This is a genomic window from Streptomyces sp. Je 1-79, assembly GCF_025195125.1.
In the GTDB taxonomy this organism is placed as follows: domain Bacteria; phylum Actinomycetota; class Actinomycetes; order Streptomycetales; family Streptomycetaceae; genus Streptomyces.
The window spans coordinates 26,604-40,521 of sequence record NZ_JAMGSL010000001.1 but is presented as its reverse complement, the minus strand read 5'-3'; the positions used below and the strand labels follow the sequence as shown (position 1 = coordinate 40,521).

The following is a 13,918-nucleotide window of genomic DNA, read 5'->3' as shown; positions in this document are numbered from 1 at the left end:
GCGCGAGCCCCGTCGCCGCCTCGCGGCGGTGACGGGGCTCGCGTCCGTGCGGGCCGGTCAGGCGTCAGCGGCGGCTGCGGACCAGCAGGTAGAGGAAGTACGGCGTGCCGATCACCGCGGTCATCATGCCGGCGCCGAGCTGGGCCGGCGCGATCACCGTACGGCCCACGAGGTCCGCGGTGCCGACGAGTACGGCGCCGAGGAGGACCGCGACCGGCACCACGCGCGCGTGCTGCCTGCCCACGAGGGCACGGGCCGCGTGCGGGGCGATGAGGCCCACGAAGCCGATCGTGCCCGCGGCGGCGACGGCGGTGGCGCTGAGCAGGACGCTCAGAACGAGGAAGCCGAGCCGGCCGCGCGCGACGCCGAGGCCCAGGAGCCGTGGCGTGTCCTCGTCGAGCGACAGCAGGTCGAGCTCGGTGCGCCGCAGGACCGCGGCGACCACGCCGACGGCGAGGACGGCCGACAGGGGCAGCACGTCCGGCATGGTCCGCCCGTAGGTGGAACCGGACAGCCAGGTGAGGGCCTTGGTCGCGTTGAACGGGTCGGTGAGGACGATCAGCAGGCTGATGAGCGCGGCCGTGCCGATGGCGACGCCGAAGCCGACGAGGACGAGCCGGTTCTGCTGGAAGCCACCGCGGGCGGCGAGCCCGAAGACGACGACCGAGCTGATCGCGGCGCCCAGGAAGGCGGCACCTGCCACGCTCCACGACGCGGCGAGCGGGGTGGTGGTGACGAGGAGTACGGCGCCGAGCGCGGCGCCGCCGGAGACGCCCAGCGTCGCGGGCTCGGCGAGCGGATTGCGGGTGACGGCCTGGACGAGCGTTCCGGCCAGGGCGAGGGCGGCGCCGGCCGAGAGGGCCGCGAGGACCCGGGGCACCCGGGTGTCGAGGACGAAACCGACGGTCTGGCCCGCCCGGCCCTGCGCCCAGTTCATGACGTCGCCGAGGAGCAGCTTGCTGTCGCCGAGCAGTACGGCGGCGATGGCCACGCCGACGAGCGCCACCGTCAGTACGGCCGTGGTGGCCAGGAAGACCTTCCGGCTCCTGATGCGCAGGCGGTCGGTCGCGGCGGCGCCGGCCGTGTCGCGGACCCGCGTCGCCATCACGATCAGGAAGACGGCGCCCACGAGGCTGGTGACGACACCGGTCGGCACGGCGACGGCCGTGTCCGCGGGCACGAGTGTCCGAAGGAGCACGTCCGAGCCGAGGACGAGGCCGGCGCCGGCGAGGCCCGCCACCGGAAGTCCGGCCCGTGCGCGGGAGAAGGCGCGGAACCGGCGGACGAGGGGCCGGACGATCGCGGGGGCGCAGAGGCCGACGAAGCCGACCGGTCCGGCGAGCGTCACGGCCGCCGCGGAGAGCAGCGACGCGAGCACGACCGCGGTGACGCGGGTGCCGCGCACGGACACGCCGAGGCCGCGGGCGGCGTCGTCGCCGAGCGCGAGCGCGTCGACCCTGCGGGAGATGAGCAGCAGCCCGACGAGGCCGAGGAGTCCGAGCGGCGCCATCTGCAGGACACCGTCGAAGCCGTTCTGCGCGATGCTGCCCTGGTTCCAGGCGAAGAGGCCCTCCGTCTGCTGCGGGAACAGCAGGAGCAGCCCCTCGGTGATGGCGGTCAGTCCGAGGGTGAGGGCGCTGCCGGCGAGCACGAGCCGGACGGTGCCCGCGCCGAGGCCGGAGAGGCCCAGGACGACGGCCGCCGCGGCGAGTCCGCCGACGAACGCGACACCGGAGGAGGCGAACAGCGGGAGCGAGACGCCGCTGACGGCGGCCAGGCCGAGTGCCAGGTAGGAGCCGGCGTTCACGGCCAGGGTGTCGGGCGACGCGAGCACGTTGCGGCTGACGGCCTGGAGGGCGGCGCCCGCCATGCCGAGTACGGCGCCGACGAGCAGTCCGGCGGCCATGCGCGGCAGGCGCGAGGCGACGACGACGGAGGCGTCGGACGGGTCGGCCCGGCCCGTGAACGCCTTCCAGACCTCGGAGGCGCCGACGGAGGCCGTGCCCTGGGTGATGTCGACGAGCGCGAAGCCCGCGACGAGGAGGATCAGTACGGCCGTCACCGCGGCCGCGCCCGTCCGGGACGCGGCCGCCGACGGGATGGTGGCGGAGGAAGGTGCGGTGACGGCCATGGGGGTTACTTCGTCAGCTCCTTGACGACCGAGTCGACGTACTGGTTCATCGACTCGGTTCCGCCGAACATCCAGATGCCGTCGGGCAGCCGGTGCGTGTCGCCCTTCTTCACGAACGAGAGCGAGGTCCACACCTTGTCCTTCTTCAGGACGCCGTCGAACGGGGTGCTGCTCGGGTCACCGTTGTTGCTGATGTACGCGAAGTGGGTGCCGTCACCGAGCTTGGTGAGGCCCTCGACGTCGGTGGTGCCGAGGCCGTAGGCCGGGTCGCCCTTGACCGTCCAGGCGTTCTTCAGGCCGAGCTTCTCGTTCACGGCGCCGATGAGCGAACCGCTGGTGAACGGGCGGATCGAGACCTGGTTGGAGACGACGTAGCCGTCGGCGAAGGCGAACGGCGCGCCGGCCAGACCGGCGTCGGCGAGCGCCTTGCTGCCCTCGGTGAGCTTGGCCTCGAACGCCGTCTTGAGCTTGGCGGCCTGTTCCGTGGTGCCGGTGGCCTTGGCGATGAGGTCGAGGTTCTTCGTCATCCGGCCGATCGGGTCGGCGGCGTCGGCGGCCTTGACCTCCAGGACCGGCGCGATCCCGCGCAGCTGCTTCACGGCGGCCGGCGGCAGGTCGTTGGTCGCGACGATGAGGTCGGGCTTCAGACCGGCGATGGTCTCCACGCTGGGCTCGCCGCGGGTGCCGATGTCCTTGGGGTCGTTCTTCAGCGGGACCGCGGTGTCCCAGGTCTTGTAGCCCTTGACGTCGGCCACGCCGACGGGGTCGACCCCGAGGGAGATCAGGGTCTCGACGACGTTCCACTCGGTGCCGACGACCTTCTTGGCGGGTCCGTCGAGCTTGACCTTCGCACCCGTGTCGTCGGTGAGGGTGATGGGATCCGCGGTCTTCTTCGCGTCGTCCTTGGCGGGTTCGGTGGTCCCGCAGGCGGTCAGGGCGAGGGCCGCCGTGGCGGCGACCGCGGCGGTGAGGAGGAGGCGTCTCATGAGGTGGGGCTGAGCCTTTCGCTTCGCGTGTGGTGGCGGCCGATGGCGCGGGTGCGCAGCCGCCCTGTCGAGGGATCGGTGTCGACCTCGATGCGGATGCCGTACGTGTCCGTCAGCCGGGGTGCCGTCAGGACGTCTTCGGGGCTGCCCTCGGCGATGATGCGTCCCGCTCGGAGCAGCAGGATCCGGTCGGCGACGGCCGCGGCCTGGTCGAGGTCGTGCAGGACGACGCCCACCGCGATGCCGTGGTCGTCGGCCAGGTCGCGGATGAGGTCGAGGAGTTCGATCTGGTACCGCAGGTCGAGATAGGTGGTGGGTTCGTCGAGCAGCAGCACGCCGGTCTCCTGGGCGAGGCAGCCCGCGAGCCAGACACGCTGGAGCTGCCCTCCGGAGAGGAACTCCGCGCCGCGCTCGGCGAACTCCGCGACGCCCGTCATGGCGAGCGCGCGGTCCACGGCGGCCCGGCCGCCCGGGTCCGCCTTGCCCCAGCGGCCGCGGTACGGGTAGCGGCCGAACTCGACGACGTCCCGCACGGTCAGCCCGCTGGGCGTGGGGCGCCCCTGCGTCAGGAGGGCCACGTGCCGCGAGAACTCGCGGGGCGTCAGGGCGAGGCCGTCCGTGTCGGCGTCGATGGTCAGCGTGGCCACCCGGGGCCGCTGCAGCCGGGCGATCGTCCGCAGGAGCGTCGACTTCCCGCTGCCGTTCGGTCCGACCAGGACGGTCACTTCGTCGGGCCGCAGCATCAGGGACGCTTCGTGCACGACATCGACACCGTCGTAGGCGACGGTGACCTCTGTGGCCGACAGGGCGTGACCGCGCACGAGCGGGGCCTGCGGGCTCTCTTCACCAACTCTCACGCGACACAGGTTAGCCTAACCTAATTCCCGGTCGGGAGGGGGTGGGCCCCTCGGCGGGAGCGGGGCCCTGCCCGGCCCCACCAGGGGCGGAACGCAGGGGCTCGGCCTCCGGGTTGCGCACCCCGGCACGAGGAGAGGCGACCGCGCGCTGCGCGGCCGGTCATGCTCGGTCGTGCCGACGACCACGAGGGCGGCCTCCACCGATGCGGTGAGCGCGGCGGGGTGGGTCGGGTTCCGGCGGCGCGGCCGCGACGATCGTGGCCCGGCCGGCGCCGGGAGCGACCTCCCGCCGTGCCACGAGGAGGACGGGCCGCCCTGCCGGGAGGTCGCTCGGCCGATCCGCAGCGCCGGACTGACGTCCCGCGGGAAGAAGCCGTCCAGCACGGGCCCGTCGACGCTGACGGACATGCGGCCGAAACCGCCGAGGGCGAAGGGCCACTCCCCCGCCTGCTCGGGCGTCAGCAGTGCGCTGACCTCCACGGTGTGCACGCCGGGGGCGAGTTCGGGCTCCAGCCGGCGCCAGGAGAGCCGGTGCTCCGCGGACAGCTCGCGGCCGTCCGCGTCCCGCAGCCGGAGGAGACGCCGGGCCGCCCCGGCGGACGGCGCGGTGGCGCTCCACGCCGGGGCGGACGCAGCCGTCCGGAGCGGCGGCACGGGGTGCGCGCCTCTTCGGGCGGTGTCTTCCGCACCGTCCGCTCGTGCCCGGGCGTGACGGTGAAGGTCATGAGTGGTCCGTGCCTACTTCTTGGGCATCTGCTGCTGGGCCTCTTCGAGCGCGGCCTTCACCGACTCCTCGGTGACGGGGCGGCCGGCCGCGGCGTCGGCGAACAGCGCCTTGACGGCGGCGCCGACGACGGTCTCGTACTGGGACTCCTCGGGGACCTGCGGCAGGGCGGTGGCGCTGGTGGCGAGCGTGTCGCGGATGACCTTGAGCGAGGGGGTGGCGAAGGCGTGGTCCTGCTGCGCGGTCTTGACCGGCGGGACGGAGCCGTAGGCCTGGTTCAGGAGCTTCTGCTCCTCGTCGCTGGTCATGAACTTCACGAACTTCAGCGCGCCGTCGATGTTCTTGGTGTTCTTGAAGACGGCCATGTTGATGCCGGCGACCATCGAGTTGACGGACGTGCCCTGGCCCGGCTTGCCGGAGGGAACGGGCGCGGGGGCGACGCCCCACTCCTCCTCGCTCATGCCCTGGGAGGCGAACGCCTGCGAGGGGGTCTGCCACAGGACCATGGCGGTCTTGTCCTTGGCGAAGTCGCTGAGGGACTGGTTCTGGGAGTACTCGGCGTTGCCGGGGGCGACGATCTTGTGCGTGGCCATCAGGTCGACGTACTGCTTGACCGCGGCGACGGCTCCGGCGGAGGTGAAGTCGGCCTTGCCGTCGGCGGTGAAGAAGTCGGCTCCGTGCTGCTTTCCGAGGACGAAGACCTGGTGGATGTTGTTGGAGAGGTTGGAGCCCTCGACCCCGATCCCCCACTTGCCGTCCCTGCTCAGGCGCTTGCCGGTGGCGGCCAGCTCGTCCCAGGTCGCCGGCGGCTTCTCGATGCCGGCGTCCTTGAACATCTTCTTGTTGTAGTAGAGCGCGTAGGCCATCGAGTACAGCGGCACGGCGGCCGGGTCCTGGCCGGGGACGCCGGTGGAACCGAGGGCGGACTCGACGAAGCGGTCCCTGCCCCCGATCTTCTCGAGGTTCTTCGCGTCCCAGGGCAGCAGGGCGCCGGTGGACTGGAGGGAGGCGCTCCAGGTGTTGCCTATGTTGAGGACGTCGGGGCCCTGGCCGGAGGTGGTCGCGGTGAGGATCCGGTTGAGCAGGTCCGACCAGGGCACGACCTCCAGCTTGACCTTGATGCCGGTCTCCCGCTCGAACTGGTCGAGTTCGGGCTGGAGGACCTTCTTGTCGACCTCGATACTGGACCCCTGGTTGGAGGCCCAGTAGGTGAGGGTCTTCGGCTGGGTGTCGGAGCCGGAGGTGCCGCCTCCGCAGCCGGCGGCGGTGAGGACGAGGGAGAGTGTGACGGCACCAGTGACCGCGGCTCTGATTCTGCGCATGGCTCCTCAAGGCCCTTTCGGGGGGTGACGGAGTCCGGGGGAGGTGGGGCGGGCGAGACGTCCCACACCGCCCCATGCGCCCTCCCGGCTTAATTTAGGACGTGAGTTAAATGCCGAGAGAAAAGCGCGTCAAGGACCCCGACAGGGGTATCTTGCGAAGAGAGACTTCACGAACAGGGGGCAGAGTGCGAGCGAAGAGCAGTCGTACGGTGCGTGACCTGCGGCGGGAGAACCGCACCGCGGTTCTGCAACGATTGTATTTCGACGGGCCGCAGAGCCGTCTCACACTGGGCCCCGCGACCGGGCTGAGTTCCGGGTCCGTCAGCAACGTGGTCGGCGAACTCCTGGCCGAGGGCCTGGTGGAGGAGGCCGGAAGCGTCGACTCCGCCGGCGGCAGGCCCCGCACCCTGCTCCGGGTCAGCCCCGCCAGCGGCTGCATGATCGGCATCGACGTCGGCGAGACCCGCATCAGGGTCGAGCTCTTCGACCTCGCGCTGACGGAACTGGCCCGCGTGGAGAGCCCCCTGTCGACGGAAGGTACCGGTCCGCACGGCCGGTACGACATCGGCATCGTGGTCGACCACGTGCGCGACGGCATCGCCGAGGTGCTGCGCACGGCGGACGTGCCCCCTGAGCGACTGCTCGGCGTCGGCATCGGCGTCCCCGGCATCGTCGCCCACACGCCCGACGAAGGTGCCGTCGTTCACGGCCAGACCGTCGGCTGGGACGCGGTTCCGCTGGAACGCCTCCTGCGGGAGACGGGCGCCGTGCCCGAGAGCGTGCCGTACTACATCGACAACGGCTCCAAGACCCTCGGCCAGGCCGAGATGTGGTTCGGCGCCGGCCGGGGGGTCACCGACGCCGTGGTCGTCCTCTTCGGCTCCGGTGTCGGCGCCTGTGTCATAGGCGAGGGGTTCGGCCCCGGCCGGGCGATCGAGTGGGGTCACCTCACCGTCCGGGTCCGGGGGCGCCGCTGCCGCTGCGGCTCCCAGGGCTGCCTGGAGGCGTACGCGGGAGCCGAGGCGCTCCTGGAACGCTGGCGGGAGGCGGGAGGCAGGCCGCCCGCCGGGGCGGACGAGGAGACGGCGCTGACCTCGATGATCGCCGCCGCCTACCCGCCGCACGACGCGGAGGCGGAGCCCGACGCGACGGCCCTCGCCGTCCTGGAGGAGACCGCCGAGTACCTGGGGGCCGGCTTCGCCGACCTGATCAACCTGTTCCAGCCCGAGCGCATCCTCGTCGGCGGCTGGGCCGGTCTCCAGCTCGGCTCCCGCTTCCTGGAGACGGTCAAGCCCCACGCCTCGTCCTTCGCCCTGCGCTACCCGGCCGGCAGGACCCGTATCGAGCTGGGCACGCTCGGCCCCGACGCGGTCACGGTGGGCGCGGCGATCCTGCCCCTCGAAGCGTTCTTCGCCCGGGGCGGCCGCCGCACCGAGGCCCCGCCGGAGGAGCCCGTCCCCACCTGGCAGCCGGCCCTCCAGCACCGCGGCACGTCCTGAGCGCGGGTCACGGCGGAGGCCGGCTCCCCCACTGATCAGGGCCCGGTGCCGCTCAGGGTCGGCCCTGAGCGGCACCGCGCCCTGATCAGCACCGGGCGCCCAGCGGGGTCGCCGCGGTCCGGGTCAGGGCCGGGGCGACGGTCACAGCGACGGGTTGATCCATCGCAGAAGTGCGACGTGGATCGTGTCGTCCAGCCCGCACAGGGCCTCGATGGCGTCGAGGTCGCCGGGCAGGGGCGCGATGCCGGCCGCGGTGAGCGTGGCGTGCAGTTCCAGGCGGCGGCGGTCGGACGGTGCCAGGGGGAAGGCCAGACGGCTCTCCGGCTCCGGCGCGGGCAGAACGTAGTCGCCGAACTCCATGACCCCGCGGGCCATGGACGTCTCCTCGGGCTCGTCGTCCATCAGCATGGCGGGGAAACGGTACGGGTCGAGATCCAGCAGCTCAGCGGTGCCAGTGGCGAAAGCCTGAAACCCGGTCACGAGTGCCTCCTCAGTTCGTCGTGCAACTGGAGAGGACGACTACGAAAGGGCGGCGGGCAGTTGCGGACAGCCCCGCACTCCACCCGAATGCCCCCTACCCCATCTCTTCACAAGAGAGATGAACCGATGGACGCCTCTGCCCCTCGGCACGTCGGCAGCCCGGGCGGCCCTGGGCGACCACGTCGACGGAGGCGGCGCCAGGCTCAGCCGACCGGGTCGGTCGTGAGCGCGGCGGCCGCGGCGAAGAGGCGGGCGCAGCGCTGGGTCATGGCAGTCGGGGACTGGTCGGGGTGCTTGACCCACCAGCGGACGAGGGTGGCGACGAGGTCACGCCAGACGTACTTCAGCGCGTCGGCGTCCAGGGGGTCGGTCGATCCGGCGGCCCGCAGCAGGTCGGCGGTGCCGCCGGCCGCGAGCCGGTCGATCGCCGACCAGTACTCCGCGGCCCGGCGCGCGGCCTCGCCGTCGGCCGGCAGTGAGGTGTCGTAGAGCACGAACCACGCCTCACGCTGCCCTTCCAGGGCGGTGAAGATGCTTTCGAGGACCCGCAGAGGGGTGCGCGCCGTGGTCCCTTCCTGCCCCATCGCGGTGCGGATGGTGTCCAGGAGCCGGTCGCCGACGGGGACCAGGCAGGCGAGGTACAGCTCTTCCTTGGTGCCGAAGTACTGGTGGAGCAGCGTCTTCGTGACGCCGACGCGCTCGGCGATCGCGGGGAGGGAGGCGGCCGCGTAGCCGCGGGTGCCGAACTCCTCCGTGGCGGCCTCCAGCATCTGCTGCTGACGGTGGTGCCGCGGGACTCCCTTGGTGCCGGCTTTCGAGCGCGGGGTTGCCATGGGCGGATATTATCAGTAAGTAATTTACCGCAGGGTAAATTCTGTCCGGCGGCCCCTTGGAGCGCACCCATGTCCGGCAGCACGACGACACAGCAGAGCCCTCCGCGCCCCAGGTCCTGGTGGGGCTGGGGGTGGGAGGACGCTCATCCCGACGACGCGGAGTGCGCCGCGATGGGCGCCCTCATACCCGGCACCCTGCCCCGCCCCCTCCCCGTCCCCCGCGTCCACGACCTGCGGATCGCGAGTGCCTCCGTCGAGCCCCCGGCGAGCCTCGCACACCTGGTCGACACCGACCCCGGGCAGCGCGCCGCGCACGCCATGGGCAAGGCGTACCGCGACGTCGTACGCGCCCTGCGCGGGCGCCCCGGCCGCATCCCCGACCTCGTCGCGCGCCCGACGGACGAACGGGAGGTGGCCGACCTGCTGGACTGGGCCGGTGAGCGACAGGTCGCGGTCGTACCGTACGGCGGCGGGTCCTCGGTCTCGGGCGGCGTGGAGTACCGCGGTGACGCCCACCGCGCCGTGATGTCGCTCGACCTGACCGCCATGGACCGCGTCCTGGAGCTCGACACCGCCGGCCGGGCCGCACGCATCCAGGCGGGGACGCTCGGTCCGAGCCTGGAGGACCAACTCCGGCCGCACGGCTTGACGTTGCGGCACTTCCCGCAGAGCTTCGAGTTCTCCACCCTGGGCGGCTGGATCGCCACCCGGGCCGGCGGCCACTACGCCACCGGCCGCACCCACATCGACGACTTCGTCCAGTCCCTGCGCGTGGTCACCCCGGCCGGCGTCAGCGCTTCGTGGCGGCTGCCCGCGTCGGGCGCGGGCCCCTCCCCCGACCGGTTGTTCCTCGGCTCCGAAGGGGCGCTCGGCGTCATCACCGAAGCATGGGTGCGACTGCAGGTACGCCCCGCCCACAAGGCCTCCGCCTCCCTTGCCTTCTCCGACTTCCACGCGGCACTGGAAGCGGTGCGCGCCCTCGCGCAGTCGGACCTCTCCCCCGCCAACTGCCGGCTGCTCGACGCCGGCGAGGCAGCGCTCTCCGGCGCCACGCACGACGGCTCCTGCGTGCTCGTCCTCGGGTTCGAGTCCGCGGGCGGACCGGTCACCGCCCGGCTCGGACAGGCCGTCGACCTGGCCCGCTCCCACGGCGGGAGGCCCGGCGCCGCCGGCTCGCCCGCGGAGGACGGCGCGCCAGCCGACGCCGCCGTGAGCGCCTGGCGCTCGGCCTTCCTGCGGATGCCGTACCTCCGCGACGGACTGGCCAGGATGGGCGCCGTCGCGGAGACCTTCGAGACGGCGGCCACCTGGGACCGGATCCCCGGTCTGATCGAAGCGGTTCGCCAGGAGGTCGGCGAGGCGGCGCTCAAGGCCACCGGCCATCCGGCGACCGTCAACTGCCGCCTCACCCACGTCTATCCCGACGGCGCGGCACCGTACTTCACCGTCCTCGCCGCCGGCCGCCCCGGAGACGAGGTCGCCTTCTGGGACGAGCTCAAGGCCGTGGCGAGCGACGTCCTGCACCGCCACCGGGCCACCATCACCCACCACCACGCCGTCGGCCGGGACCACCGCCCGGGCTACGACCGCCAGCGCCCCGACCCCTTCGCGCTCGCGCTGCGCGCCGCGAAGGGCGCGCTCGACCCCCGGGGCATCCTCAACCCGGGAGTGCTCGTCGACTGACGGCCGTACCGAACGGAAAGATGACCGAACGGTCCGCGGTGAGGTACGAAGACCTCTGTGAACGATCAGATCCACGCCTCGACCGTTCGGGTGTTCATAGCGCTCGCTCCGCCCGACGACGCCAAGGAGGAGCTGGAGCGGGCGCTGCGGCCCGCCTACGAGGCGTACCCGGACATGCGGTGGAACCGCATCGAGGACTGGCACATCACCCTGGCGTTCCTCGGGGAGCTCCCGGTCGCGGCCGTGCCGCTGCTGCGACCGCCGCTCGCCGTGCTCGCGGCGGCCCGTCGGCCCGTGGAACTGGCGTTGCGCGGCGGCGGGCACTTCGACGAGCGGGTGCTGTGGAGCGGGATCGACGGGGATCTCGAAGGACTGCACCTGCTCGCCTCCGACGTGCGCACCGTGGTCCGGGAGTGCGGGGTCGCCTTCGAGGACCGGCCGCTGCGCCCCCATCTCACGCTGGCCCGGGCCCGCCGGAACGAGACCGCCTGTGTGGTGGAGGCCGCGGTCGGACTCGACGCCTTCGCCGGCCGCCGCTGGCAGGCCACGCGCCTGCACCTGGTCGGCAGCAACTTCGGCCGCGGCCCGGGGCCGATCCACTACCGCGACATCGAAGCGTGGAGCTTCGGCGGTGGTGGCTGAAGGGCGCGGGACCCTGCTCGTCCGGACCCCGGGGAGCCTCCGATCAGCGTCGTGAGGCCGCCCGCTTCGGCGGCTCGATGCGCACCCGTCCCCGCTCGGGCGCCATGTCGAGGTCGTCGAGCTGCGCGGTGATGGTGGCGCGCAGCTCGTCGTAGTCGTCGAAGCGGCAGTCGTTGAAGAGTGTGTAGCCCGTCCACATCAGGTTGGCGCAGACCCTCGCGGGCACCCGGCCGGTCTGCGCCCCCAGGCCCACCAGCGCCACCGACTCGATACTGCCGGGCACGGCGGCGTTCTGCTGATGGATCGCCTGGAACGCGGCGGCGCACGCCAGCGCCACATTCAGGGTCTCCCTCACGTTCTGCGAGGACGATTCCATCGTCGGCGTCGATATCAGAAACCTCGGATTCGCCGCCCCGGAAGGAACGCATACCGCGCTGCCCACCGGGAGGCTGCCCGCGAACCGGTCGCGGATCGCTCGCTGCACACGCAATTGGATACCCGCTCCGAGGTGCCGTTTGACGACCGCGTCGACCCCACCGTCCATACGGCCCCGGGAGTTGGTCGGACTGACCCAGGCATCGACCTGCTCGTCGAGAATCGACCCCTTGCGGATCTCGATCCCTGGAGTGTCGGCGAACGCCGCCCGCCATGCCTCCACCACTGCGCTGTTGATGTCGGTCAGCACCACCTTGAGAGGCGACTGCACACGGATTTCGGTCATGATGCACTCCGATCGAGAAGCGGCCGTTCCACCAACCACGACGCTACCGTGCCCCACTGACAACGCCCTTGCGAGGCAGGGTCGGTGACCCGGCGTCACGATTGCCCTCACCGTGACCCGGTGCTAGCCTGCCGCCACATCTCCGCAGGTCCAGCCGTGAGGCCGACGCTGCCGACGAGAGCCACGCCGGTCGGCACGTACGGCGTCCCAGGTGCGTTCCTCTCCGCATTCCACGGCTTGCGCGCACATTCCGACCACCGCAGGGGGAGTCCCGCTGATGAGCGATGCCAACAACCCGACCGAGCCCGAATCGAATGACCCGCTGGCCCTCGCCGAACTCTTCGCAGGAGGCGGCGAACCGTGGCTGCCGCTGCTGAAATCCACCATCGAGGAACAGCCGGACGCGGCCACGTTCATCGGCGCGGGACGCAGCACCGAAATCGTCCCCGTCCGCGAATTGACCTTCCAGGCCCTCAAGCCCCATCCCCCGCACAAATGGAAGGTCGTGGTATTCGGCCAGAACCCCTATCCGAGGCCGGAGAGCGCCACCGGAATAGCCATGTTCGACAACACCTTCCACGACTGGAAGGACAGCCAGTTCGGCAGGGTCGTCAGCATCCGCTGCATCATCAAGGCGGCGGCGATGTGGAAGTACGGAATTCAGAAGAAGACACCCATCGCCGATGTGCGCGTGCTCCTGAAGAATCAGGACACCGTCCAGCCGCCGGAGTGGTTCCAGGCGATGCTCACGCAGGGCGTCCTACTGCTGAACGCGTCGCTCACCGCGAGCGGCGACGGGTCGACGGGAACGGACCGGCACACCGCGTTCTGGCGTCCGGTGGCCGAGCGGATCGTCGAGGAGATCCTCAAGGCCAAGCAGAACGCCGACGAGGAGGACCGCGGTGTCGTCTTCGCGTGGTGGGGAGCGCACGCCCGCAACCTGAAGAAGGTCGTCCTCCGCCTTCAGGCGAAGTACCCCGAGGTCGACGTCCGGCACATCGACCACTGCAACCCCGCGGCACAGGGCGACATCTTCTGCGAGGGCGACCACTTCGCCCTGGTCAACGACGCCCTCGCGGCGCTGGGCGCGGACCCGGTCGACTGGCTGCCGAGCAAGGGGTGGGACCGGGCCTCCGCGGAGGGCGACGGGGCGCACGGCGGAACCGCCGAGCGCATGGGCGCGTTCATCGCGTCCACCATGGAACTGCACCAGCTGTATCTCGACCGGCTCGCGGGGGTCAAGGACGAGGGTCTCGTCCTCCCCGGGATCACCGGTGTGTTCGACACCCCGCTGATGGACTTCCGCGACGCCGTCGGCCCCGTCGCGAAGGTGCTGTCGAACCTGGACCGGCACGTCACGCTGTCGCACGAATTCGGCAAGAGGCGGGCGGACGGACCGGCCGCCGGCAGTCTGTCCGCCGACGCGATCGCCGCCCTCCACCTCTATACGTGCGAGTCCGCGTTCTACCGGGAGATCAACGCCGTCCTCCGCTCCCCGGACCGGTCCCGGCTCGTCCCGTACATCCCGTACCTACGGCTGCTCTTCTCGGCGGTGTCGCAACTCCCCGCCCGTACGGAGCCGTTGTGGCGCGGCGTCTCGCTGGACCTGCGCGCGCAGTACCCGCTCGGGCGGACCGTGACCTGGTGGGGCGTGTCCTCGTGCACCTCCGAACTCGGTGTGGCGCGCGCGTTCCTGGGGGGCCGCGGCAAGCGGACGCTCTTCGAGGTGACCCCCGTCCGGGCGGTGGGCATCCGCAGCTTCTCCGCGTTCACGGGCGAGGAGGAGTTCATCCTCGCGCCGGGCACCCAGCTCAAGGTGACGGACGTGAAGGCCGAGCGCGGCGGCCTGTGCACCGTACGACTGACCGAGCTGGAGGAGCAGACCCTCGTGTCCTGACCGGCACGGCCGGGGATCGCCACCGAGATCCCTGACCGTGCGCACGGGGATCGCCGTCGGGACCCCCGGACCCGGCGCGTCCTGGGATCGCCGTCGTGATCGCCGGTCTGGTCGTCGGGCCGGGGGCGCGTGAGAATGCCCCC

Annotated in this window: 11 protein-coding genes; 4 read left to right on the top strand and 7 right to left on the bottom strand. The window is 71.9% G+C overall.

All coding sequences use genetic code 11. The features are described from left to right. Positions 1-64: 64 nt before the first annotated feature. The 4 genes from M5362_RS00150 to M5362_RS00135 form a co-directional block, all read right to left on the bottom strand. The gene (locus M5362_RS00150; protein ID WP_260225107.1) at positions 65-2,131 is read right to left on the bottom strand and encodes an iron ABC transporter permease; all 2,067 of its coding nucleotides are present in this window, start codon (positions 2,129-2,131) and stop codon (positions 65-67) included. Between the two features lie 5 nt (positions 2,132-2,136). Next, the gene (locus M5362_RS00145) at positions 2,137-3,117 is read right to left on the bottom strand and encodes an iron-siderophore ABC transporter substrate-binding protein (RefSeq protein WP_260225106.1); all 981 of its coding nucleotides are present in this window, start codon (positions 3,115-3,117) and stop codon (positions 2,137-2,139) included. After that, complete coding sequence (locus tag M5362_RS00140; RefSeq protein ID WP_260225105.1) at positions 3,114-3,974, bottom strand: ABC transporter ATP-binding protein; 861 nt, start codon at positions 3,972-3,974, stop codon at positions 3,114-3,116. The genes M5362_RS00145 and M5362_RS00140 overlap by 4 nt, the downstream gene beginning before the upstream one ends. A 738-nt stretch (positions 3,975-4,712) precedes the next feature. Continuing rightward, positions 4,713-6,020, bottom strand: coding sequence for an ABC transporter substrate-binding protein (locus M5362_RS00135; RefSeq protein ID WP_260225104.1), 1,308 nt, complete (start codon positions 6,018-6,020; stop codon positions 4,713-4,715). A 185-nt stretch (positions 6,021-6,205) separates the two neighbouring features. Here M5362_RS00135 and M5362_RS00130 point away from each other — a divergent pair, with 185 nt between their 5' ends. Continuing rightward, positions 6,206-7,519 carry an ROK family protein gene (locus M5362_RS00130; RefSeq protein WP_260225103.1) on the top strand — a complete coding sequence of 438 codons (1,314 nt, stop codon included), beginning with the start codon at positions 6,206-6,208 and terminating at the stop codon, positions 7,517-7,519. A gap of 141 nt (positions 7,520-7,660) precedes the next feature. Here the strand turns inward: M5362_RS00130 and M5362_RS00125 are convergent, their stop codons facing one another. Beyond that, positions 7,661-7,999 (bottom strand): hypothetical protein, encoded by a 339-nt coding sequence (locus M5362_RS00125; RefSeq protein ID WP_260225102.1) that lies wholly within the window; start codon positions 7,997-7,999, stop codon positions 7,661-7,663. 203 nt (positions 8,000-8,202) lie between these two features. After that, entirely contained in the window at positions 8,203-8,832 is a 630-nt protein-coding gene (locus tag M5362_RS00120) for a TetR/AcrR family transcriptional regulator (RefSeq protein WP_260225101.1), read from the bottom strand. A gap of 69 nt (positions 8,833-8,901) precedes the next feature. Between M5362_RS00120 and M5362_RS00115 the strand changes: the two genes are divergently transcribed. Further along, a complete protein-coding gene (locus tag M5362_RS00115; protein WP_260225100.1) occupies positions 8,902-10,515 on the top strand; it encodes an FAD-binding oxidoreductase in 1,614 nt (537 codons plus the stop codon). Between the two features lie 57 nt (positions 10,516-10,572). After that, positions 10,573-11,157 (top strand): RNA 2',3'-cyclic phosphodiesterase, encoded by a 585-nt coding sequence (thpR, locus tag M5362_RS00110; protein WP_260225099.1) that lies wholly within the window; start codon positions 10,573-10,575, stop codon positions 11,155-11,157. Positions 11,158-11,200: 43 nt separating this feature from the next. On the opposite strand, the gene M5362_RS00105 is transcribed toward thpR, so the two are convergent. After that, positions 11,201-11,878, bottom strand: coding sequence for a macro domain-containing protein (locus M5362_RS00105; RefSeq protein WP_260225098.1), 678 nt, complete (start codon positions 11,876-11,878; stop codon positions 11,201-11,203). 277 nt (positions 11,879-12,155) lie between these two features. On the opposite strand from M5362_RS00105, the gene M5362_RS00100 reads away from it, so the two are divergent. Next, positions 12,156-13,775 (top strand): ADP-ribosyltransferase domain-containing protein, encoded by a 1,620-nt coding sequence (locus tag M5362_RS00100; protein ID WP_260225097.1) that lies wholly within the window; start codon positions 12,156-12,158, stop codon positions 13,773-13,775. Positions 13,776-13,918 lie beyond the last annotated feature (143 nt).

Bases quoted from the DNA above. Each gene is read 5' to 3' on its own strand.
- M5362_RS00100 (WP_260225097.1), top strand. From the start codon at position 12,156: ATGAGCGATGCCAACAACCCGACCGAGCCCGAATCGAATGACCCGCTG.
- M5362_RS00145 (WP_260225106.1), bottom strand. From the start codon at position 3,117: ATGAGACGCCTCCTCCTCACCGCCGCGGTCGCCGCCACGGCGGCCCTC.
- M5362_RS00105 (WP_260225098.1), bottom strand. From the start codon at position 11,878: ATGACCGAAATCCGTGTGCAGTCGCCTCTCAAGGTGGTGCTGACCGAC.
- M5362_RS00135 (WP_260225104.1), bottom strand. From the start codon at position 6,020: ATGCGCAGAATCAGAGCCGCGGTCACTGGTGCCGTCACACTCTCCCTC.
- M5362_RS00150 (WP_260225107.1), bottom strand. From the start codon at position 2,131: ATGGCCGTCACCGCACCTTCCTCCGCCACCATCCCGTCGGCGGCCGCG.
- M5362_RS00115 (WP_260225100.1), top strand. From the start codon at position 8,902: ATGTCCGGCAGCACGACGACACAGCAGAGCCCTCCGCGCCCCAGGTCC.
- M5362_RS00120 (WP_260225101.1), bottom strand. From the start codon at position 8,832: ATGGCAACCCCGCGCTCGAAAGCCGGCACCAAGGGAGTCCCGCGGCAC.